Source organism: Polaribacter irgensii 23-P (genome assembly GCF_000153225.1).
Taxonomy (GTDB): domain Bacteria; phylum Bacteroidota; class Bacteroidia; order Flavobacteriales; family Flavobacteriaceae; genus Polaribacter; species Polaribacter irgensii.
The window spans coordinates 58,187-80,276 of sequence record NZ_CH724148.1 but is presented as its reverse complement, the minus strand read 5'-3'; the positions used below and the strand labels follow the sequence as shown (position 1 = coordinate 80,276).

The following is a 22,090-nucleotide window of genomic DNA, read 5'->3' as shown; positions in this document are numbered from 1 at the left end:
AGGGAGCTATGCAACCAAGAAGATGAATCAAGACTTGGGCATCCACTTAAATATTGGTCAAATAAACCTTTCTTTTTTAGGCAGTATAGTCTTAAAAGACGTACAAATTCGCGACCACCACCAAGACACCTTAATATTTGTAAAGAGACTGAGTAGTTCTATTTTGAGCGGTAAGAAAATTTTGGATGGCACTTTACTTTTTGGAGACATTTCGCTCCAAGACGCATTTTGTCATATGAAGACATATCAGGGCGAAACGAGTAGTAATATGTCTGTTTTTGTGGACAGTTTTCGCAAGGACACGGCAAAGGATTCTCTGGATTCTCCATTTATTTTAAAAGCTAAAAACATCTATGTGCAAAACTTAGATTTTAAGTTAAATGATGAAAATAATGATACTTCTCTCAAATTCGCTGCCGCTGGGGTTGGAGGAAATCTGCAGAATATGGCTATAGTTGGTCCAGATTTTGCAGCAAACGCAAGAGGCTTGTATTTTAGAACAAATCATGGAGTACAAGTAACAAATCTAACAACCAATTATGTGTATGCTCCGAATGCAATGACTTTTGGCAACACCAGGTTAGAAACGCAGAACTCTCGTTTACTTGGAGATATTATTTTTGCCTACAGAAAAGGAGGGTTAGCTGACTTTATTGACGCGGTACAAATTAAAGCAAATTTTAAAGGCAGCAAACTAGGGATTTTAGATTTAAAAAGATTTTATAAAGAGCTAAGCGGAAATGATTTGATCTCTTTTTCAGGGAAGATGGACGGTAATTTAAATGATTTTGATCTTAACAAATTAATTGTTTCAACAGAAAAGGGAATTCGTTTAATTGGAGATTTATCGTTTAAAAATGCTGTAAATAGGAAAAGAGGTTTTGTTTTTAATTCTGATTTAAATAACCTAACAGCAACCTATTCCGAGCTTACAGATATCCTGCCAAATGTTTTAGGGAAAATTCTACCTTCAGAATTAAAGAAATTAGGACAGTTTAATATTCAGGGTAAAGTACAGGTTACTCCGGATAAAATGGAGGCGAATGTTCAGATCCAATCTCAAATAGGTACTGTGGTTACTGATTTAGAAATCAAAGATATTGATGCCATTGATACTGCTTCATATTCGGGAGATATTGTATTTGAATCTTTTGATATTGGAGCATTGCTGAACAACCCCTTATTTGGAGAAATCTTTTTAAAAGGACAGGTTATTGGGCGTGGCTTTAAGTTGGAAAATGTAAATACGAAGTTTGTAGGGAATATTTCTAAGTTTAATTTTAAAGGATATCCCTACAAAAACATCACGGTAAATGGACAATATCAAAATAATAAATTTGATGGAGGTTTGGTCATAGAGGATGATAATTTTAAAATGAATTTTAATGGACTAGCAGACATGTCCTCTGCACTGCATAAATTTGATTTTAAGTCTGATATCAAGTATTTAAATCTTAAAAAAACCAATCTTTTCAACCGAGACTCTATCGCTATTGTAAAGGGAAGGATTGCATTGGATATTGAAGGAAACGCTTTTAATGATTTGTTAGGAAAAGCAATTTTTAAGAATGTGCTGTATACAAATCAAGAAAAAGAGTACAGTTTTAAAGAGTTTACCGTTCGCTCTTCTCAAAAAGATAGCATTAAAACAATAGATGTTGCTTCTAATGATATTGTGGAAGGTTCTATTGCAGGTAAATATTCGTTTTCTGAACTTTTAAAAGTAGCTCAAAATGCATTGGGTAGTATGTATACAAATTATCAACCTTATAAGGTAGCTTCCAATCAGTTTTTAGATTTTAATTTCACCCTTTATAATCAAATTGTAAATGTATTTTTCCCAGAGATCTTTATCGACAACAACACCATTATAAAAGGCAAAATAAATGGAGATAAAAACTTATTTAGAGTGCAACTTTCTTCTCCTAAAATAGTTCTTTTTGGAGCAGAAATAAAAGAAATATCACTAAGAACAGATACGAATAACCCATACTATAATACCTCTTTAACTGCGGAAGAGGTAAATACGAAATATTATAATATTTCTAAATTAAACCTTTTAAATAGAACCGAAAATGATACGTTGTATTTTAAGTCCATTTTTAAGGGAGGAAAGACAAAAGATGAAGATTTTAACCTTGATTTTTTCTATACTTTTAATGCAGAGAGTAAAGCGGTTTTAGGTTTTGAAAAATCCTCATTTATTTTTAAAGAAAATACTTGGAATATCAATCCAGACAAAAATAATACCGATAAAATTACATTTGATTTAAAGACAAATGAGTACAATTTTAGTCAATTTAGTTTGGTTTCAGGAGCGCAAAAAATTGAATTTACAGGCAATTTAAAAGGAACGACAGAAAAGGTTCTTTTAGCAGATTTTACAAAAGTAAATCTGAAAAGCTTTTTACCTGTAATAGACAGTCTAAGTTTGGGAGGATCGCTTTCTGGACATCTTGACTTTTTACAAAGAAACGGAGACTATGCACCAGCAGGCAACTTAACGGTCCAAGACTTTGAAGTCAATGATTTTATACAAGGCGATCTTCTTCTAAATGTAAAAGGAGATAATTCTTATAAAAAGTACGATGTAGCAGTTTCCATAGAAAACAAAGATGCTAAAAGTATTTCTGCGATGGGAGTTTTAGATTTTTCAGAGAAAAGACCAATCATCGATTTAAATGTTTTTCTAGAAGCATTTAGATTAGAGGCATTTAGTCCATTAGGTAAGAATATTTTGTCTTTAATGAGAGGATCAGCAACTGGTGATTTTTCTTTAAAAGGTTTTTTAGGAAACCCAGATATGGAGGGTGCACTTCGACTTAAAAATTCAGGTTTAAAATTTCCCTATTTGAATGTTGATTATGATTTTGAAGGGGAGTCAGTAATTACGCTTTTGGAACAGTCTTTTATTTTAGAAGATTTTATTTTAGTAGACACAAAAAAGAAAACAAGGGGTGTTTTTAAGGGGGATATTTCTCACAATAATTTTAAGCAATGGTTTCTAAGTTTAAAAATAGAAAGTGATAATCTTCTGATTTTAGATACTGAAAATTCAGAGGAGGCGCAATATTTTGGGACCGCTTTTATTGACGGCTCTGCTGCGATTTTTGGTTTAACAGATCGATTGACCATAGACCTCAATGCCAAAACAATGCCGGGAACTGTGTTTGTAGTGCCTTTAAAAGACATTGAAACGGTAGACAGTTATAGTTTAATCCATTTTAAATCAGAGGAAATTAAGACACAAGAGCGTCAGAAAGAAGTGGCTTTAGAGGCGCTAAAAGGCCTTACGTTAAACATCGATTTAGAGGTGACAAAAGATGCAGTAGCGCAAGTTGTAATTGACGAAGTTTATGGAAGCCAACTGTCGGGAAGGGGTGCTGGGAATCTTCAAATAGAAATTAATACCAGAGGAACTTTTAACATGTATGGAGACTATTTAGTAGATAGTGGGGTGTATGATTTTAAATATGGTGGTTTTGTTAACAAGCCCTTTTTAATTCAAAAAGGAGGTACCGTCTCTTGGAATGGAAATCCTGCAGATGCAAACTTAGAGGTATCGGCTGTTTATAAAGCAAAAGCAAATCCAGGTGTTTTGTTAGAGAACTTTAATTCCAACCGGAATATAGAAGTAGATTTGGTAACAAAAATTACAGGGAGTTTATTTAATTCAAAACAAGAGCTAGACATTCAATTAACAAATGTAGATCCAACCATTGCAAATGAATTAGAGTTTATTTTAAATGACAATGATGTAAATGAAAAGACAACACAGTTCATATCACTTTTGGCTTTTGGTAATTTTGTCAATCCCGATAAAGTTAATTTTGATGCAAATACAACGATTACAAATACTGCTTCTAGTGCGATCGCTGCAGCTTTTTCGGGTCTTTTAAATAGTCCTGAAAGTAAATTTCAGTTAGGTGTGGATTATCAGCAAGGACAAAATAACAATGATTTAGATCGACTAAATACAGACAATCAGGTGGATTTATCTGTAAGTACTCAGGTGAGTGATAGGGTGGTAATCAACGGTAAGGTTGGGGTGCCAATTGGTGCGCAAACACAGGCGAGTGTCGTGGGTGAGGTAAAAGTAGAGGTACTGTTAAATAAGGAAGGAACTTTTAGAGGAACTATTTTTAATAGGCAAAATGAAATTCAGTATACTGCCGAAGACCAGGGATATACGCAGGGTGTTGGTTTGTCTTATCAAGTGAATTTTAATACACTTTTAGGCTTGCTTCAAAGGGCAGGTGTTAAAAGAAATAAGAATTTAAAAGAAGTTGGTGCTGTAAAAGAAGATACCACGAAAATAAAAGGATTGCGCGCCGAAGATTTTGGAGAGAATTAACGACGAAAGTTGCAATATGCTTAAAAATAAATCGTCAAGAAGTAGGCAGCGATAAAAACGGATTCGAGCGTCTTTATTTTTATAAATAAGAACAATAAAATCTACAGGTTACATCGTCTTTCGAGATTCATATTCCTTTAAAATAAAGGGAAAATAGGCTAAAACGATTTCGTAGATTTTTTTATATAAATGCTTAAAAAGCAGTAATTTTACCCGATACGATATGAAAGAAATTAAAAAAATAGCGGTCATGACATCCGGTGGAGATGCTCCAGGGATGAACGCAGCCATAAGGTCTGTTGTAAGAGCATGTGCTTATTATGGCGCAAATTGCGTAGGAATATACAGAGGCTATGAAGGTCTTATAGAAGGAGATTTTATAGAGTTAACTGCGAGGAGCGTTAATAATATTATTAACAAAGGAGGTACTATTTTAAAATCCGCACGTTCGAAAGAATTTAGAACAAAAGAAGGCCGCGCAAAGGCGTTTGAAAATTTGAAAGAAAACGAAATCGATGGCATGGTTGTTATTGGGGGAGACGGCTCTTTTACCGGAGCAGTAATTTTCAATGAAGAATATAATTTTCCAATCATCGGGATTCCAGGAACAATAGACAACGATATTTTTGGAACATCACATACGATTGGTTATGATACTGCTTTGAACACAGCAGTAGAAGCCATTGATAAAATAAGAGATACAGCTTCATCGCATAACAGGTTGTTTTTTGTGGAGGTAATGGGAAGAGACGCTGGTTTCATAGCGTTAAATGCAGGAGTAGGAGCAGGAGCAGAAGAAATTTTAATTCCTGAAGAAAATTTGGGATTAGACAGAATGTTAGAATCTTTGAAGAAAAGTAGGAGGACAGGAAAATCTTCAAGTATTGTTGTAGTAGCTGAGGGAGACAAGTCTGGAAAAAACGTGTATGAATTGGCTAAGTATGTAGAGGAAAACTTACCAGAATACGATGTAAGAGTATCCGTTTTAGGTCATATGCAAAGAGGAGGCTCGCCTTCTTGTTTTGACAGAGTTTTAGCGAGTAGGCTAGGAGTCAAGTCTGTTGAACTTTTATTAGATGGACAAACAAACTTAATGGTGGGTCTAAATAATAATGAAGTAATTAGTACAAGCATCAAAGAAGCAATAACGGGAGGTCACTCTATCAATCAAGAACTTTTAAGAGTTTCTGATATTATGACTACATAATTTAAATAAGTAATTAAAGATTAAAAAAATGATAAAAGTAGGAATTAACGGATTTGGAAGAATTGGAAGATTAGCATTCAGATCTTCTGTGGCAAGAGAAAATGTTCAGGTAGTAGGGATAAATGATTTATTGGATGTAGATTATTTAGCATACATGTTAAAATATGATTCAGTTCATGGAGCATTTGACGGAACCGTAGAGGTAAAGGACGGTAAGTTAGTTGTAAACGGAAATGAAATTAGAATTACAGCAGAAAGAGATCCTGCAAATTTAAAATGGGACGAAATTGGTGCTGAATACATCATAGAGTCTACTGGGTTTTTCCTAACAGAGGAAACTGCTGAAAAACACTTATTAGCAGGTGCTAAAAAAGTAGTTTTATCTGCGCCATCTAAAGATCATACACCAATGTTTGTAATGGGTGTAAACAATACAGAATTAAAAGCAGATCAAAAAATATTTTCTAATGCTTCTTGTACAACAAACTGTTTAGCGCCAATAACCAAGGTCTTAAACGACAATTTTGGTATTGTTGAAGGTTTAATGACGACTGTGCATGCCGCTACAGCGACACAAAAAACAGTAGACAGTCCTTCACTGAAAGATTGGAGAGGTGGTAGATCTGCAATTCACAACATTATTCCTTCTTCTACAGGAGCTGCAAAAGCAGTAGGAAAGGTAATTCCATCTATGGATGGTAAGTTAACAGGTATGGCTTTTAGAGTCCCTACAATGGATGTTTCTGTAGTAGATCTAACTGTAAAGTTAGAAAAGCCTGCTACGTATGCAGAAATTTGTGCAGTGATGAAAGCGGCTTCTGAAAGTGGTCCAATGAAAGGTGTTCTTGGATATACAGAAGAGCTAGTAGTGTCACAAGATTTCGTTGGAGATACAAGAACTTCAATTTTTGATGCAAATGCAGGTGTTGCTTTGAATGATAATTTTGTTAAGGTTGTTTCTTGGTATGACAACGAAATGGGATATTCTACAAAAATTGTAGATTTAATTGAATACGCAGCAACCTTGTAATTTTAAAAAAATTAAATTGAGTAAAAAAACCTGATTGCGTTAGCGCAATCAGGTTTTTTTCTTTAGATAAAAATGATAAATTAACGGCTCTTATTTTACCGCGATCATACTAATCTCTACGTTCACAAATTTTGGTAAATTTGCAACTTCTACCGTTTCTCTTGCCGGAGCTGTCGCGTGGTTAAAATACCCTCCATATACTTCGTTTATTTCAGCAAAGTTATGCATGTCGGAAATGAAAATCGAAGATTTTATAACGTTTTCAAAAGTCATTTCAGCGGCTAGTAAAACTTGTTTCATATTTTCCATAACTTGCTTTGTCTCCGCTTGTATTGTGTCTATTACTAAGACTCCATTTTCTGGGTTAATTGCAATTTGGCCAGAAGTGTATAGCGTGTTTCCTGATAAAATAGCTTGATTATAAGGTCCGATAGGAGCAGGAGCTTTTGTGGTTCTAATAATTTTTTTCATTTTGCTTATTTTTTTGATTCTTTACAATGTTTGCACTTTTTTTTATTTTTATACTAAGTCTATAAATATTGTAATCGGATATGGATTGTTGAGCTATAAAATTAATTAGAATAATTGTCTATCTGGTGGTTTGTTTTTGTCCCATTTCAAATCAGACAAAATGGAAGATTTCACCCCAATAAAAAAGGTGTATGAGGAGTTTGTGCCAAAAGGAACCCAGTTAAAGTTGAAGTTCCAGCTGTCTAAATCTCTCGTGAAATTAAATCTTGAAAAGGTAAAAGCGCCACCTAAAACGTCGTATCCAGAAGAGTATCCAACTTTCCATTTCGGAGACAGCTCTACATTTCCGCTAAACATAATACTGTGTACACCTATTTCGCCCCCATCAAGGCCATTATTTCTATAGTTGGTAGAATAGGCAAGACTAATAGACCAGGGGATGTCTGCTTGATATAGGTTGGCCGTTTTATCTTGATCCTTTGTTTTTGAAGAATTATTTCTATTGCCAAATCCATCCGTAGGATTTATATCAGCACCAATAACGTCTTGTGTATTGTTGGGGTCGTTGTTGTTGTCTTTATTGTTACCTTTTTTGTCTTTTTTAAAATCTTCACTAGAAATAGCATAATTTGCCGTTAAATTTGCGTTTGTTAATCTTAGGCCCAAAAGATTATTATTAAATTCATTAATTCTCATTGGGGCTCCCGTTGCAGAAGCAACAACTTTGTAGGGATCGAAAGAACCGCTAAAGTTTATGGCTAATTTATCTTTAAACAGTCGAGTCCCTGCTGAAAAGCTCACTGGAGACCAGCGCAAACTGTCTGCAGCAATATTGTAAGAGCTATTAAAGTTTAGGTTGTTTAAGAGCGTTATTTTTTCATCCTCCTCGTCACTGTCAGGATCTTTTGGCGCGAGCTTTGCTTCTAAAACATTATTTAAAGACATTCCTATAGAATTACTTACACCAGAAGAGGGGCCGCCATAAATACCTTGGTCAAAAAGCGTATAACTTCGCAAATCACTGGGATCGTTACTTGCCTGCACCTGTTGAAGATATTGGTCTTTAAAGTCTGGTCTGTAAGAGTAAGAAATGGAAGGTCTAATTGTATGACGTATTCCTTTTAGACGTCCTTTTTTGAAGTTAAAGGTTCCGTAGATATTGGTTGATAAACTGGCACCGGCATTGTATTCTCTGTAGCTTTTAAAACCTCTTAAAGTGTCGGTTACAATTACGTTTTCCGAAGCATCATATTTTTTTTGAATATAGTCAAATTGCCATGTCTCCTCATAGTTTGCACTTGGAGAAAGGGTTAGGTATTTAAGCACTTTGATGTTGGTATTGGTTCCAGTTCTGTGTTGCATGCCCGCTCTAGCAGTTTCAAACATCTTAGCAGTCATAAAATCGTCATCAGAGGTGTTAATTAAATATTTACCATCCAGCGTGTAATTAAAGCCCATTTTTTGAATGGGGTTCTTTTTTACACCCCCTACTCCGGCAAACGGGTACACTCGATTCATATTTAGATTCAATGAAGGAAGCGTCATTGTAATCTGCTCTGTATTGGTGTTTTGCTGATGTTGTGCCGTAACATTCAAGTTGAATGGGGTTCCAACAAAAGTTTTGCTATAGTTTACGGAGGAATTAAAGGTATTTGTTTGTGTTTGTGCGACGTTGAACTGATTTTGAGACTCTCTAAAAAACCGAGAACTTCCTAAGTTCACAGATGCTGTAAATCGAGAGTTAGGACTTGCTTTTGAATCTTGATTGTGTGACCACCGAATATTAAAGTTATTCGCTTTGCTATAGTCATCAAAACCTCTAATTCCGTTGATGTTATTTTCAAAATTAAAATTAAAAGTACCATTAAAGCGATACCTTTTGTTATAACTCGAATTGGCACGAAAACCCCAGCTACCGTTCGCATAAGCGTCACCGGTGATTCCGAGGTCAACATAGTCACTTATGGCAAAATAATATCCTCCGTTTTGGAATCCAATACCTCTTGTACTACTTCCAGTGTCTAATGCTGGGATTAGAAATCCAGAAACACTTGTCTGAGAAGTTGGAAAATAGGCAAAGGGTAAATATATTGGCGTTGGCACATCTGCAAGAAATAACTGGCTACCACCAACAATTATTTTTTTTCCAGGGATGATTTTGGCTTTGCTTGTTCCAATGTAATAATCTAATTTTTCGGAAGTTGTAAATTTAATTTCTCTTACGTAAATAGTGGAATCATTTACTCTTTTCGTTTTTTCTCCAAAAGTAAACATCTCACCTTGTTTTGTTTTTAAGCCGTAAATGAGCGCTTTCTTGGATTTAAAATTATAAACCATAGAATCTTGTTCCGTTTCTTCGCTGCCTTGCTTAAAAACAGGTATTTGCGAATACCCTAGGCTGTCAATGATTCCTTTTGCGAAGAGTGTGTTCCTTGTGTAATCAATAACAATAATACCTGCTTTTAAGTCAATATCGGAATACGTCACGTGGGCTTCGTTGTAGAGTGTTATCGTCTTGTCTTTTGCATTTTGTTGGGTGTAGTCTTTTGCAAAATGTACGATAATGTCTTGAATACTTTCTTTTGGTTTCAATGAATCTAAGGCAATAGTGTCTTTTTCTTTCAAGAGCAAAGAATCATTTTTAAAGGCAATAGGAGTGGCTGTTTCTCTATTCGAGATACTGTCTTTTACCGCCATGGGAACTACTATTTTATCAAATGGCTTTAGGTCTTGAGAAAAACCTGGCTTTGTGAAAAATAAGCAGCAAAAGAAAAGTATGTATGATAGGTTTGTTTGCAATGCTTTAAATGCTATTTTTGTTTCTGAGTAAAAATATGATGTCCTATCTATAGGCCTTATTAAGTTTTCAAAATTAGTAAAATTTTATTGATGCAATCCCAACAAAACCACAAAAAGATTATTCAAAGTAAAATCCTGTTTCTACTTTTTTTCGTATTTCTATTTCAGAGTGCTTCTGGACATGCTCAAAAGCAGTATGCAGTTGTTTTAGATGCTGGTCACGGAGGGAGTGATCCTGGTAATTTAGGGAGTGGATTTAGAGAAAAGAGCATTGCTTTACAAGTTGTATTAAAGGTGGGTGAAAAGCTAAAACAGTACAAAGATTTGAAAGTAATTTACACGAGAAAAACAGATGTTTTCGTGGATTTATGGAAAAGAGGAGATATTGCAAATCATGCAAAGGCGCACCTCTTTGTCTCCATTCATTGTGATTCTCATACTTCAAATGCATTTGGTGCCGGAACTTTTGTTTTGGGCTTAAGAGGAAACAAGAAAAATCTGGAAATCGCAAAAAGAGAAAATGCTGTGATTCTTTTAGAAGATAATTTCAGAGATAAATACAAAGGGTTTGATCCAAACTCTGCAGAGTCTGTAATTGGGTTGTCATTATTGCAAGAAGAAAATTTAGATAAAAGTTTAGCAATTGCCAGCTTAATTCAGAGCAATTTCACCGACAGATTGAATAGAAACGACAGAAAGGTAAAGCAGGATAATTTTCAAGTGTTGAGAGAAACAATAATGCCAAGTGTTCTTATAGAATTGGGCTTCTTAACAAATAAAAAAGAAGGGCGTTTTTTAAATTCTAAAAATGGGCAACTTCAAATGGCAAATGAAATAGCAGATGCTATTTATAACTATATTAAAAATATTAAAATAAATACAGTGGTTCAGGGTGATGTTCCCAAAGTAGCTGCAGCAGAGATCGAGTTTAAAGTACAATTAGCTGCTGGCAAAAATAAAATTTCTACAGCATCTTATAATTTCAAAGGCCTAAATGAGGTTGAGAGAATTTTCATTTTTGGTCTTTATAAGTACTATTACGGGACGAACGTTAACTATAGTTCAGTAGCGGCAGCACTGAAGAATGCACAGTCTAAGGGGTACAATTCTGCTTTTATTGTTGCCTTTAAAAAGGGGCAACAAATTACGATGCAAGAAGCCTTAAAAAACCAGCAGGATTAAAGGTTTCTATTGAAAAAATAGTGGTAATTTTGCAGTAAAATCTAGAGACATGTCAAAGGAGTTGAAATTAGGTATTATTACAGTAGGAATTATTGTGCTCTTTGTTTGGGGATTTAATTTTTTAAAAGGTGAAAACTTATTTGCTTCTGGTTCTAGAGTATTTCTAGTAGAGTATGCGAAGATTGGTGGACTTTCAAAAGCCAGTCCAGTAACTATAAACGGATTAAAAGTTGGTAAAGTAGATAAAATTGAATTTGATACAAGCATAGAGAGAAGAGGATCTTTAATTGTAACTTTTACCGTAGAAAATGAGTTCGAGTTTTCAAGAAAAAGCATTGTAAAAATATATTCTCCCAATCCGTTAAGCGGTTCTAGTTTAGCGATAATTCCAAACTATGAAGGCGAAACAGCGGTCTCTGGAGATCTTTTGTATGGTGAAATGGAAGAAAGTCTGTTTACCTCTATTGGAGAAAGATTAAATCCATTGCAACAGAAAATAGAAAGAGTAATTGTGCGAACAGATACTTTATTTAGCAGTATCAATAGAGTTTTGAACGAAAATAGTGTCAATGAAATTAATCGTTCTATTGCTAATTTATCAGGGGCCATCTCGGACATTAGACAAACGATTCAAGCGGTGAATACAATGATTTCTGACAATCAGGAAAATTTAACAAGTACCATTAAAAACACTAAAAAAATTACCGAAAATTTAAGCAAAGTGTCCGACAGCATTAGTGCGATAGATTTCGGTGAAATGGTGGCAAAAGCAGAGGAAGCTGTTGGTAATTTTAATCAAATGTCTCGAAAAATTAATGACGGAGGGGGCACCATTGGCAAGTTACTCAACGATGAAAGGATGTACGATAATTTAGAAGCGGCTACCAAAGAACTTGAAGAACTACTCAGAGATATAAAATTACATCCAAAAAGATACATTCATTTCTCTATCTTTGGTAAAAGTCCAGATCCGTATGCTGTCGAAATAAAAAATTAATTTTAACTTTTAGCAATATTCTAATGCAATATCTACCAAATATACTCTTTGCAATCGCTCTCACCTTAGGGCTCGGCTTTTTTGCGATGAATATTCGCAAAATTTTTAGAAATATAAATCTAGGAAAAAAAATTGATCGTACAGACAACACTGCTGCGCGTTGGAAAAATATGTTTAAAATTGCGCTTGGACAATCTAAGATGGTGCGAAGACCTTTTTCAGGTTTTTTACATGTGATTGTTTACGTGGGGTTTGTGATTATTAATATTGAGGTGTTAGAAATTGTAATTGACGGGCTTTTAGGTACACACAGGATATTTCAGAACTTTATAAGTGCTTCTTTTTATGCTTTTCTAATTGCGACTTTTGAAATACTAGCAGCGCTGGTATTTGTAGTGGTTACACTTTTTTGGACTCGTAGGAATTTGGCAAATATCAAGCGTTTTTTGAGTCCAGAGATGAAAGGCTGGCCGAAAATGGATGGGAATATCATACTCTATTTTGAGATGGTTTTAATGACCCTTTTTTTGGTAATGAATGCAACGGACACTTCTTTTCAAGAAGGAGGGATTGGAAACCCAATAAGTCAGTTTTTAGTGCCTTTATTCGGGAGCTTTTCAGTGGGTGGTTTGCATGCAATTGAGCGCACAGCTTGGTGGTTTCATATCTTAGGAATTTTAGTTTTCTTAAATTATCTTTTTTATTCAAAGCACCTGCATATTTTATTAGCGTTCCCAAATACTTTTTTTGCAAACTTAAATCCAAAAGGACAATTCAACAACTTGGCTTCCGTAACGAATGAAGTGAAGCTAATGATGGATCCTGATGCAGATCCGTATGCAGCACCTGATACGGGAGCAGATGAGGAAATTCCTGAGAAATTTGGAGCGTCAGATGTTTTGGATTTGAATAAAATACAGCTTTTAAATGCATACACTTGTACGGAATGTGGTCGCTGTACTTCTGCTTGTCCCGCAAACCTTACTGGTAAAAAATTATCTCCGCGTAAAATTATGATGGATACCAGAGATCGGATGGAAGAGGTTGGTAGAAATATAGATGCAAATGGCGGAACATTTAAAGAAGATGGTAAACAATTATTGAATGACTATATTTTACCAGAAGAACTTTGGGCGTGTACAAGTTGCAATGCTTGTGTAGAAGAGTGTCCCGTGAATATAGACCCACTTTCAATTATTATGGATATGAGAAGGTATCTTGTGATGGAGGAAAGTGCTGCTCCTCAAGAATTAAATATGATGATGACAAACATCGAAAATAATGGAGCACCTTGGCAATACAATCAGCAGGATCGTTTAAATTGGGCAAACGAGGAGTAAACAAATTTTAAAAGACACGTTTAAATAGAAGTTGAATAAACTTCACATATAACACAAGAAACACAAAGCTAAAAATATGATAGTACCTACAATGGCAGATATGATGGCTCAGGGAAAACAACCAGAAGTGTTGTTTTGGGTGGGTGCAGCAGGAAGTTATGACGATAGAGCGAAAAAAATAACAAGGGCATTTGTAAAAATATTACAGCAGGCAAAGGTAGATTTTGCGGTCCTAGGAGTTGAAGAGTCTTCTACTGGTGACGCTGCTAAAAGAGCTGGAAATGAGTTTTTGTTTCAGATGCAGGCAATGATGAATATCGAGGTTTTAAACGGATATGAAGTCAAAAAAATTGTGACTTGTGATCCGCATTCTTTCAATACTTTAAAGAATGAATATCCAAGTTTAGGGGGGACATATGAAGTTTATCATCATACGCAATTCATACAAAATTTAATTGCTGAAGGCCGTTTGAAAATCGATCAAACCACACTTCAAGGAAAAAGAGTGACCTTTCACGATCCTTGTTATTTAGGGAGGGGAAATGATATTTACGAATCTCCAAGAGATTTAATTAAGAGACTTGGCGTGAATTTAACAGAGATGAAACGCAATAAAAGATCTGCCTTGTGTTGCGGGGCAGGGGGTGCCCAAATGTTTAAGGATGCAGAGGCAGGAGACAAAGAAGTAAACATTCTAAGAACAGAAGAAGCTTTAGAAACAAAACCAGACATCATTGCTACTGGCTGTCCATATTGCAACACAATGATGACAGACGGAATTAAGTTCAAAGAAAAAGAAGCAGCCGTTGTGGTGAAAGACATTGCAGAATTAATCGCAGAAGCAAACAACTTATAAGATGAAAAAGATATTTTTAGCAGTATTTTGTTTAGTTTTTTTTTCATGTGTTAAAGATGAAAAGAAAAAAGAGACTCCTTCCGATACCACTCCAGAAAAGGAAGTAGTACTTTTGAAAGAGCCTGTGAAACTGGAAGAAGCACTAATTTTTACAGTACAAATAGCCGCATGTAAAAAAGAATATAAAAAACTTGAAGTCATAGAAAATGTAAATGTTTATGAAGAAGGTACCTTCTTTAAATATAGGATTGGGGCTTTTCAAACGTACAAAGAAGCTACTGCCCACAAAAAGCAACTAAACAGAAAACACAAAGGTGTTTTTGTACAGGCGTTGCTAAACAATGCACCAATATCAATAACGGAAGCTTTACTCTACTAATTTTCATGCCAGATTTTTTTCAAAACAATACCGTTACTACGTTTCCAGAGGTTGCGAAAATTGATTTTAAGTCAATTCATAACAAGTATTTTAAAGTAATTGTAATCCAAACGACCTTGCTTTTCGTGGCATTATTTTTAGTGGCTTTTATCATTAATTATAAAGCTGTTGTAATACTAAATTTTGATGTTTTTTGGCTATATACTCTTTTATCACTCGCGTTTATTACCGTGTTATTTTTGAAAGTCATTGGCTTTAAAAAAAGGAAGTACGCGGTTAGAGAGAAAGATATTTCTTATAAGAAAGGGGTTTTGTTACAAAGCTTAACAACGGTTCCTTTTAACAGGATACAGCACGTAGAAATAGATCAGGGTCCGATTGCGCGTTACTTCGGTTTTGTTTCTTTGAGCGTGTTTACAGCAGGTGATAGTAGCGACGATTTAAAAGTTCCTGGACTTTTAAAAGAGGAAGCAGAACAAATAAAGGAATTTATTAGTACCAAAATCGATGGATAGCACAGAGAATTTTAGCCAATTTAGAAGGCAGTCTAAAAAAGGAATTCTTGTGATTTATCTGAATTTAATATACACGGCGCTCAAAGCGTTTTGGTTGCTCCTTGTAATCTTTCTTCAAAAATTTTCAAACATATCAGAATCCACAGTTTTTTATATTTATTTGAGTGTTGGCGGATTGCTTTTGTTTTTTTTAATAAGAGCCTTTTTAATTTTTAAAAACTTTCAATTTAAAATAGAAAATCAGCATTTTATTTTAGAAAAGGGAATTTTGAAAAAGACAAGCACTTCCATTCCCTTTGACAGAATCCAGAATATTAATTTCAAGCAAAATGTCATTCAGCAATTAATTAATGTTCACGAAGTAAATATTGAGACTGCCGGATCCAGTAAAGCGGAGATTTCAATTAAAGCGTTGTCATTTGCAGAAGCAAGTGCTTTGAAGGATAGGGTTACTATTGATGTAAACGCTTTTAAAGCAGAGGCTAAGGAAAATAAATCACCTTTATTAAAGGTTGGTTTAAGCGCCTTAATCAAAGTGAGCCTTACCGAAAATCATTTGCAAAGTTTAGTGCTACTATTTGCGATTCTCGTCGGTTTTTACCAACAAATTAGTGAAATTTCTAACGGTTTAGGAAAGCAGGAAGTATTGGATAATTATATTTTTAAAAACAGTTCTGCTTTACAGAGCAGTGTTTTTTTAATTATTGGGCTGCTGCTGTTTTTAACTATAATTGCGGTCGTGAGCTCTGTGGTGCGTGTATTGTTAAGACATTTTAATTTAAGGGTTTATTTAAAGGACAATGCTTTGGAGATTTATCAAGGTCTAATAACTAAAAAGTCTATCGTTTTAAAGAAAGATAAAGTACAGCACATTACAATTTCTCACAATCCAATAAAAAAGAAGTTAGGGATCTCTTTCATTACATTTAAGCAAGCAGTCAGCGGAAAAGTGAAGAAGAAGCAAGATAAAATTATTAAGATAGTAGGCTGTAAAAAAGAGCAAATAGCGATAATTACAAACTTGCTTTTTCCGAATGAAATTTTGGAAGCTGAAAAGAAAAATTTTTCAAATGTGTATTTTAAATTTAGGATGTACCTAAGAAGTATTGTTTTTTTAGTGGCTTTAAACGTGCTATTTGTAGTTTCTCAACTAGGTATTTGGATTTTCTTAGTCAATCTTATATTGTTTCCTATTGTGGTATTCTTTGTAGAATTACAATATAGAAAACGGTATTATTATTTTAATGAGAATATACTCGTATTAAATTCGGGAAGCATAGAAACACATCGAACGTATTTGCCTTTTTTTAAAGTTCAGAACATACAGTTAAAACAAACCATATTGCAGGCGAATAGAGAAGTGGTAGATGTCGTTTTTCAAACTGCTTCTGGAAAAATAAAAATTCCGTGTATTTCGATGGAAAGTGCGCAAGAAATTTATAATTATACCTTGTTTAAAGTGGAAACCAGTATAAAGTCATGGATGTAAAAAGTTATATTAAAGCGGCACGTTTGAGAACACTGCCGTTGTCTATTTCCGGAATTATTGTAGGTAGTTATCTGGGGAATGAATTTTTGAATAAACTATCTGAAGGTAGTATACGAAACTCTGTTTGGGAAACCTCCATTTTTTGGCTGGCAATTTTGACAACCATTGGTTTTCAAGTACTGTCAAATTTTGCCAATGATTATGGCGACGGAATAAGAGGGGCTGATAAAAATAGAATTGGAGAAGCAAGGATGGTTTCATCGGGGGCAATTTCGCCGAGACAAATGAAAAACGCAATGGTAGTGACTACAGTGCTTACATTATTTTTTGCGCTGTTGCTGATTTATGTTTCTTTTGGTAGTGAGAACTTCGGATTTTCTTTTCTGTTTTTTGGTTTAGGAGTGGCCTCTATTGCGGCAGCTATAAAATATACAGTAGGGAATTCAGCATACGGCTATAGTGGTTTTGGAGATGTCTTTGTCTTTGTCTTTTTTGGACTTTTAAGTGTGGTAGGCTGTTATTTTTTATACACAAAACAGCTACAAGCTCTCATCTTTTTACCGGCGTTTTCAGTCGGTCTTTTAAGCACAGCTGTTTTAAATTTAAATAATTTGCGAGATCGTGAGGAAGATAAAAAGAACAATAAAAACACAATGGTGGTAAAGTTAGGGTTCGATAAAGCAAAAATATATCATTATTTTTTAGTGTTAACTGCACTTGTTGCCGCGTTGACGTATGTATTTTTAGATTATCGTTCTATCTATCAATTACTTTTTTTAGTGGCTTTTATTCCACTCTTTAAAAACATGATTACAGTATCAGAAAATGTGGTTCCTGCAGCTTTGGATGGAGAGTTAAAAAAAGTAGCATTGAGCACCTTCTTGTTTGCTGTGCTTTTTGGAATTGGGCAGTTTTTTTAAAAATAAGGGAAACAAGATTACTCACTAGTGGTACGGAAAAAATAAGAATAGATCTATGAAAACAATAAGAGTAATTTTAATCATTATTTCGATATTTGTGCTTGGTTTTTTAGCAACTGGCTTGGTAATAAGAGATACTAGTTATACAGCCAAAGTACTTGTAGAGAGGCCAATTGAAGCTGTTTTTGAAAGTTTCACACAAATGGACAGTGTTAAAAATTGGATTCCAGAAATTAAGTCAATCGAAGTTTTTCAGAACAATATTGGTGTTGCAGGGAGTGCCTACAAGGTGGTTGTTTTAAATCAAGGGCAGGAAATTGTGATGACAAAAAAAATCGTGGCATATGTGCCAAATGAGAAGATCACTTTATTTTATGACGCAGAAAATATGCTTAAAAAAGATGATTTTATTTTTACGAGAGAAAACGGAAAAACGCGAATTAGTTTGCAGGCTAGTTGCCAGAGTGAGTCTTTTTTGATGGGGTGTATGTTTCCCTATTTTAAGGGAACTTTTCGTGCGCAAGACCAATCATATCTGGAGAATTTTAAGAAATATATAGAAGCAAAAAGGTGAAATTTGTTTTATAGATTGCAGTTTATAATTCCCATTATATTCATATAAATAGTAGCATTTTGATAAAAGCAGCATATAAGAAATACCTTCTAAATTTTAAAAATCCAAGTGGGACCTCTCGTGGAGTTTTAAGAACAAAAGAAACATGGTTTTTTATTTTAGAAGATCAGGGTAAAGTAGGAATTGGAGAGACTGGTTTGTTTCGAGGACTGAGTATTGATGACGTTTCCAATTATGAAGAAAAAATGAGCTGGGCTTGCAAGAACATACAGATCGGTTTAGAGCAACTACTAGTCGAGTTTATAAACTTTCCTTCAATCCAGTTTGGTTTAGAACAAGCTTTTTTGTCTTTACAAAGTCAAGATAAATTCGAATTGTTTCCTTCAGAGTTTACAAAAGGAACGCATAGTATTCCTATCAATGGTTTGGTTTGGATGGGAGATCAGCAGTTTATGAAAGAACAGATTCAAGAAAAATTAAAATCTGGATTTTCGTGTATTAAAATGAAAATAGGTGCTATTGATTTTGACGCTGAAGTGGCTTTATTAAAAGTGATTAGAAGCGAGTTTTCTTCTAAAGAGATTGAGTTAAGGGTGGATGCTAACGGAGCCTTTAATCCACAAAATGCATTGGAGAAATTAAAAATACTATCAGATTTATCACTGCATTCTATTGAGCAGCCAATTCAACAAGGGCAATTGGAAGAGATGGCTTGGTTATGCGAAAAAACGCCACTAGCGATCGCATTAGACGAGGAATTAATAGGCGTGTTTGCGAGAGCGGAAAAAAAGAAGCTGATACAAATGATAAAGCCACAATTTATTATATTAAAGCCAAGTCTGGTTGGAGGTTTTGGCGGAAGTAAAGAATGGATACAGATTGTGGAAAGTGAACAAATAAAGTGGTGGATTACCTCCGCATTGGAAAGTAATATTGGGTTGAATGCAATTGCGCAATTTACACATACCTTAAAGAATGAATTGCCACAAGGTTTAGGAACAGGGAATTTGTTTAGCAATAATTTTGAGAGCCCGTTAGAAGTTGAAAAAGGGAGATTGCACTACAATAATTCTAAAAACTGGAGTTTTAATATAAATTAAAAAATGAATTTTATACAGCAAGCATATAAGGGTAAAAATGAATGGTATCACTGGTTATTTGCAATCTTATTGGTGTTTTTTGGATGGCAAATATTAGGTGTTCTACCATTGATTATTGCGGTGGCGGCAAAATCTGAAAGTGCAAGTGAATTTACAGCTTTTGCACAAGAAAATTTTATGACAGCCGGTTTAGACAAAAATCTCATGCTATTTTTGACGCTCTTTATGTTCTTTATAGGATTTGTTTTTTTGGGAATTGCGGTAAAATATATTCACAACAGAAGCATTACATCTTTAATAACAAGCAGGGATAAAATAGATTGGAAACGGTTTTTTTATGGCTTTTTTGTTTGGGGGTTTTTAGCCGTTGCAATGACTTATATCTCTATTTTTTTAGCCCCAGAAAATTTCACTTGGAATTTTAATGCAGTTCCCTTTTTCATCTTAGTGGCAATCTCTATTGTCTGTATTCCATTCCAAACAAGTTTTGAAGAATTACTTTTTAGAGGTTATTTTATGCAAGGAATTGGAATTTTAGTGAAAAACAGATGGGTTCCTCTAATTATTACCTCTTTGGTTTTTGGAATATTACACGGTACAAATCCTGAAGTTGCTAAGTTAGGTCAAAGCATAATGATTTTTTATATTGGTACTGGTTTGTTTTTTGGTATTGTAACGTTGATGGACGAGGGAACCGAGATTGCCTTAGGTCTGCATGCCGTTAATAATATTACGGCGGCATTTCTTGTAACTACAGATTGGACTGTTTTTCAAACTGACGCATTGTATGTTGATATTTCAGAACCTTCAGCAACGTGGGAGACGTTCTTACTGGTTTTTATTTTATACCCGTTCATGTTGTTTTTATTCTCAAAAAAATATGGATGGACAGACTGGAAAGAAAAGCTATCAGGTAAAATTACACGACCAAGTAGGTTATAAAAAATAGCGCATATTCAAAATGAAGTTAAAGCATATTAATTTTCATAAAGATTTCAAATTAAATTCAAATTCGTTTGCCTCGGTGGATGATCTATTGAATTATACATCCAAACTTTCTATAGATACACATCAATTTTTAGAAGCATGGTTTTCTAATAAGGAATATGTTCTTGTAAAGACTTCAGGATCTACTGGAACACCAAAAGAAATAAAGTTACAAAAAAGTCAAATGCAGAACTCTGCAATTGCCACAGGTGTTTTCTTTGGATTACATGAAAATACAAGTGCCCTGCTGTGTTTGCCAGTAGTTTACATTGCGGGCAAAATGATGCTGGTAAGGGCGCTTACTTTAGGTTGGCATCTAGATGTAGGTCCTGCAGATTCTAACCCTTTAAAAGATAATTTTAAAGCTTACGATTTTTCGGCAATGGTGCCAATGCAGGCTGAAAATGCAATCGACAACATACACAGGATTAAAAAATTGATTATCGGAGGAGGTGCCGTCTCTCATACCCTTCAAGAGAAACTACAACACGTGGTGACAGCGGTATTTGGAACTTACGGTATGACTGAAACTATTACACACATTGCCGTTAAAAAATTGAATAATTTCAGCCCTCTTTACAGGGGGGCAAGTGAGCAATCACTACACAAAGACTTTTATACAACCCTGCCACAAACAGAGATTTATAAGGATGAAAGAAATTGTTTGGTACTAAAGAACACAACTATTTCAGATGTGGTTATTTTTACGAATGATGTGGTTCGTTTAATTTCGGATACCCAATTTGAGTGGTTGGGAAGGTTTGACAATGTCGTTAACTCTGGTGGAATAAAATTATACCCTGAGCGCATCGAGGAAAAATTAGGAAGTATAATGAAGCAACGTTTTTTTGTGGCAGGAATTCAAGACGATGTTTTAGGTGAAAAGCTTGTATTAGTAGTGGAAGGACCGCCGTGTGTCCTTGACATTAAAAAGGCAGAAGTGTCCAAATTCGAAGTTCCTAAAAAAACATATTTTATTGATCATTTTGTGGAAACAGCCACAAAAAAAATCCAACGTAAAAAAACATTAGATTTAATTAATTTTAATTAATGTATTTTACATTTCCATTGAGTGGTATACATTCTGTACATCCTCGTCTTCTTCTAATTTTTCTAAAAGCTTTTCTACATCTGCCTGCTGCTCTTCTGACAGTTTCGAGGTGGTAGTTGGAATTCTCTCAAATCCTGAGGATAAAATTTCAACATTATCTTCTTCAAAGAAAGATTGAATAGCGCCAAATTGCTCAAAAGGAGCATAGATAATAATTCCTTCTTCATCATCAAAAACTTCTTCAACTTCAAAGTCAATCAGTTCCAACTCTAATTCTTCCAAATCAATGGTAATGTCTTCTTTTTTGATTGTGAAAGTACACACATGATCAAACATAAAAACAACGGATCCAGAAGTTCCTAAATTCCCATCGCATTTGTTAAAGGCAGAACGCACATTGGCGACTGTTCTATTGTTGTTGTCAGTGGCAGTCTCTAAAAGAAGTGCTATTCCATGCGGTGCATAGCCCTCAAATAAGACTTCTTTGTAGTCAGCAGTATCCTTATCAGTAGCTTTTTTTATGGCACGCTCTACGTTTTCTTTTGGCATGTTTGCAGCTTTTGCATTCTGCATGACTGCTCTTAATCTAGAATTTGAATCGGGGTTTGGACCTCCATCTTTGATCGCCATGACAATGTCTTTACCAATTCTAGTAAAAGTTTTTGCCATCGCTGACCAACGTTTCATTTTACGACCTTTTCTAAGTTCGAATGCTCTACCCATTTCTAATCTTCGTTTTTATTACTGCACAAATGTAAAAATTTGAATGTGTTTTCACAATTTTTTGTTGCACCTATTTATAGGGGTTGAAAGTATCTCATTGAGAAAATGGATACGGC

General features: G+C 34.6%; 18 protein-coding genes. 15 read left to right on the top strand and 3 right to left on the bottom strand.

Annotation, left to right across the window (positions count from 1 at the left end; all coding sequences use genetic code 11):
- Nucleotides 1-22: 22 nt before the first annotated feature.
- The 3 genes from PI23P_RS00370 (at nt 23) to gap (ending at nt 6,591) form a co-directional block, all read left to right on the top strand.
- A complete protein-coding gene (locus tag PI23P_RS00370) occupies nt 23-4,354 on the top strand; it encodes a translocation/assembly module TamB domain-containing protein (protein WP_018945076.1) in 4,332 nt (1,443 codons plus the stop codon).
- Nucleotides 4,355-4,577: 223 nt separating this feature from the next.
- Nucleotides 4,578-5,561 (top strand): 6-phosphofructokinase, encoded by a 984-nt coding sequence (gene pfkA, locus PI23P_RS00365; protein WP_004568690.1) that lies wholly within the window; start codon nt 4,578-4,580, stop codon nt 5,559-5,561.
- Between the two features lie 28 nt (nt 5,562-5,589).
- The gene (gene gap / locus PI23P_RS00360; RefSeq protein WP_004568689.1) at nt 5,590-6,591 is read left to right on the top strand and encodes a type I glyceraldehyde-3-phosphate dehydrogenase; all 1,002 of its coding nucleotides are present in this window, start codon (nt 5,590-5,592) and stop codon (nt 6,589-6,591) included.
- Between the two features lie 90 nt (nt 6,592-6,681).
- Here gap and PI23P_RS00355 read toward each other — a convergent pair whose 3' ends face one another.
- On the bottom strand, nt 6,682-7,062 hold the full coding sequence (locus PI23P_RS00355; protein WP_004568688.1) for a Rid family detoxifying hydrolase: 381 nt from the start codon (nt 7,060-7,062) through the stop codon (nt 6,682-6,684).
- A 105-nt stretch (nt 7,063-7,167) separates the two neighbouring features.
- The gene (locus PI23P_RS00350; RefSeq protein ID WP_004568687.1) at nt 7,168-9,759 is read right to left on the bottom strand and encodes a putative LPS assembly protein LptD; all 2,592 of its coding nucleotides are present in this window, start codon (nt 9,757-9,759) and stop codon (nt 7,168-7,170) included.
- Nucleotides 9,760-9,951: 192 nt separating this feature from the next.
- Between PI23P_RS00350 and PI23P_RS00345 the strand changes: the two genes are divergently transcribed.
- From PI23P_RS00345 to PI23P_RS00290, 12 genes are all read left to right on the top strand, one after another.
- A complete protein-coding gene (locus PI23P_RS00345) occupies nt 9,952-11,043 on the top strand; it encodes an N-acetylmuramoyl-L-alanine amidase family protein (protein WP_004568686.1) in 1,092 nt (363 codons plus the stop codon).
- A gap of 49 nt (nt 11,044-11,092) precedes the next feature.
- Complete coding sequence (locus PI23P_RS00340; protein ID WP_004568685.1) at nt 11,093-12,040, top strand: MlaD family protein; 948 nt, start codon at nt 11,093-11,095, stop codon at nt 12,038-12,040.
- A gap of 23 nt (nt 12,041-12,063) precedes the next feature.
- Nucleotides 12,064-13,380, top strand: a complete 1,317-nt coding sequence (locus tag PI23P_RS00335; RefSeq protein ID WP_004568684.1) for a 4Fe-4S dicluster domain-containing protein — start codon at nt 12,064-12,066, stop codon at nt 13,378-13,380.
- A gap of 76 nt (nt 13,381-13,456) precedes the next feature.
- Complete coding sequence (locus PI23P_RS00330) at nt 13,457-14,236, top strand: (Fe-S)-binding protein (RefSeq protein ID WP_004568683.1); 780 nt, start codon at nt 13,457-13,459, stop codon at nt 14,234-14,236.
- Nucleotide 14,237: 1 nt separating this feature from the next.
- Nucleotides 14,238-14,615 carry an SPOR domain-containing protein gene (locus tag PI23P_RS00325; RefSeq protein ID WP_004568682.1) on the top strand — a complete coding sequence of 126 codons (378 nt, stop codon included), beginning with the start codon at nt 14,238-14,240 and terminating at the stop codon, nt 14,613-14,615.
- Nucleotides 14,616-14,620: 5 nt separating this feature from the next.
- Nucleotides 14,621-15,130: a PH domain-containing protein gene (locus PI23P_RS00320; RefSeq protein WP_004568681.1), complete on the top strand. Its 510-nt coding sequence runs from the start codon at nt 14,621-14,623 to the stop codon at nt 15,128-15,130.
- Nucleotides 15,123-16,619 (top strand): PH domain-containing protein, encoded by a 1,497-nt coding sequence (locus PI23P_RS00315; RefSeq protein WP_004568680.1) that lies wholly within the window; start codon nt 15,123-15,125, stop codon nt 16,617-16,619. The genes PI23P_RS00320 and PI23P_RS00315 overlap by 8 nt, the downstream gene beginning before the upstream one ends.
- A complete protein-coding gene (menA, locus tag PI23P_RS00310; RefSeq protein WP_004568679.1) occupies nt 16,610-17,539 on the top strand; it encodes a 1,4-dihydroxy-2-naphthoate octaprenyltransferase in 930 nt (309 codons plus the stop codon). Before PI23P_RS00315 ends, menA begins: the two co-directional genes overlap by 10 nt.
- A 55-nt stretch (nt 17,540-17,594) precedes the next feature.
- Complete coding sequence (locus tag PI23P_RS00305) at nt 17,595-18,113, top strand: SRPBCC family protein (protein WP_004568678.1); 519 nt, start codon at nt 17,595-17,597, stop codon at nt 18,111-18,113.
- Between the two features lie 59 nt (nt 18,114-18,172).
- Nucleotides 18,173-19,213 carry an o-succinylbenzoate synthase gene (locus PI23P_RS00300; protein WP_004568677.1) on the top strand — a complete coding sequence of 347 codons (1,041 nt, stop codon included), beginning with the start codon at nt 18,173-18,175 and terminating at the stop codon, nt 19,211-19,213.
- A 3-nt stretch (nt 19,214-19,216) separates the two neighbouring features.
- Nucleotides 19,217-20,155 (top strand): CPBP family intramembrane glutamic endopeptidase, encoded by a 939-nt coding sequence (locus PI23P_RS00295; protein ID WP_004568676.1) that lies wholly within the window; start codon nt 19,217-19,219, stop codon nt 20,153-20,155.
- A gap of 19 nt (nt 20,156-20,174) precedes the next feature.
- Entirely contained in the window at nt 20,175-21,251 is a 1,077-nt protein-coding gene (locus PI23P_RS00290; RefSeq protein ID WP_004568675.1) for an AMP-binding protein, read from the top strand.
- Nucleotides 21,252-21,257: 6 nt separating this feature from the next.
- Here PI23P_RS00290 and PI23P_RS00285 read toward each other — a convergent pair whose 3' ends face one another.
- The gene (locus PI23P_RS00285) at nt 21,258-21,974 is read right to left on the bottom strand and encodes a YebC/PmpR family DNA-binding transcriptional regulator (RefSeq protein WP_004568674.1); all 717 of its coding nucleotides are present in this window, start codon (nt 21,972-21,974) and stop codon (nt 21,258-21,260) included.
- Between the last annotated feature and the right edge of the window lie 116 nt (nt 21,975-22,090).

Coding starts and splice junctions, on each gene's coding strand:
- pfkA (WP_004568690.1), top strand. CDS start 4,578: ATGAAAGAAATTAAAAAAATAGCGGTCATGACATCCGGTGGAGATGCT.
- gap (WP_004568689.1), top strand. CDS start 5,590: ATGATAAAAGTAGGAATTAACGGATTTGGAAGAATTGGAAGATTAGCA.
- PI23P_RS00350 (WP_004568687.1), bottom strand. CDS start 9,759: ATGGCGGTAAAAGACAGTATCTCGAATAGAGAAACAGCCACTCCTATT.
- PI23P_RS00305 (WP_004568678.1), top strand. CDS start 17,595: ATGAAAACAATAAGAGTAATTTTAATCATTATTTCGATATTTGTGCTT.
- PI23P_RS00330 (WP_004568683.1), top strand. CDS start 13,457: ATGATAGTACCTACAATGGCAGATATGATGGCTCAGGGAAAACAACCA.
- PI23P_RS00355 (WP_004568688.1), bottom strand. CDS start 7,062: ATGAAAAAAATTATTAGAACCACAAAAGCTCCTGCTCCTATCGGACCT.
- PI23P_RS00315 (WP_004568680.1), top strand. CDS start 15,123: ATGGATAGCACAGAGAATTTTAGCCAATTTAGAAGGCAGTCTAAAAAA.
- PI23P_RS00285 (WP_004568674.1), bottom strand. CDS start 21,974: ATGGGTAGAGCATTCGAACTTAGAAAAGGTCGTAAAATGAAACGTTGG.
- PI23P_RS00295 (WP_004568676.1), top strand. CDS start 19,217: ATGAATTTTATACAGCAAGCATATAAGGGTAAAAATGAATGGTATCAC.
- PI23P_RS00335 (WP_004568684.1), top strand. CDS start 12,064: ATGCAATATCTACCAAATATACTCTTTGCAATCGCTCTCACCTTAGGG.
- PI23P_RS00320 (WP_004568681.1), top strand. CDS start 14,621: ATGCCAGATTTTTTTCAAAACAATACCGTTACTACGTTTCCAGAGGTT.
- PI23P_RS00370 (WP_018945076.1), top strand. CDS start 23: ATGAATCAAGACTTGGGCATCCACTTAAATATTGGTCAAATAAACCTT.
- PI23P_RS00290 (WP_004568675.1), top strand. CDS start 20,175: ATGAAGTTAAAGCATATTAATTTTCATAAAGATTTCAAATTAAATTCA.
- PI23P_RS00345 (WP_004568686.1), top strand. CDS start 9,952: ATGCAATCCCAACAAAACCACAAAAAGATTATTCAAAGTAAAATCCTG.
- menA (WP_004568679.1), top strand. CDS start 16,610: ATGGATGTAAAAAGTTATATTAAAGCGGCACGTTTGAGAACACTGCCG.
- PI23P_RS00325 (WP_004568682.1), top strand. CDS start 14,238: ATGAAAAAGATATTTTTAGCAGTATTTTGTTTAGTTTTTTTTTCATGT.
- PI23P_RS00340 (WP_004568685.1), top strand. CDS start 11,093: ATGTCAAAGGAGTTGAAATTAGGTATTATTACAGTAGGAATTATTGTG.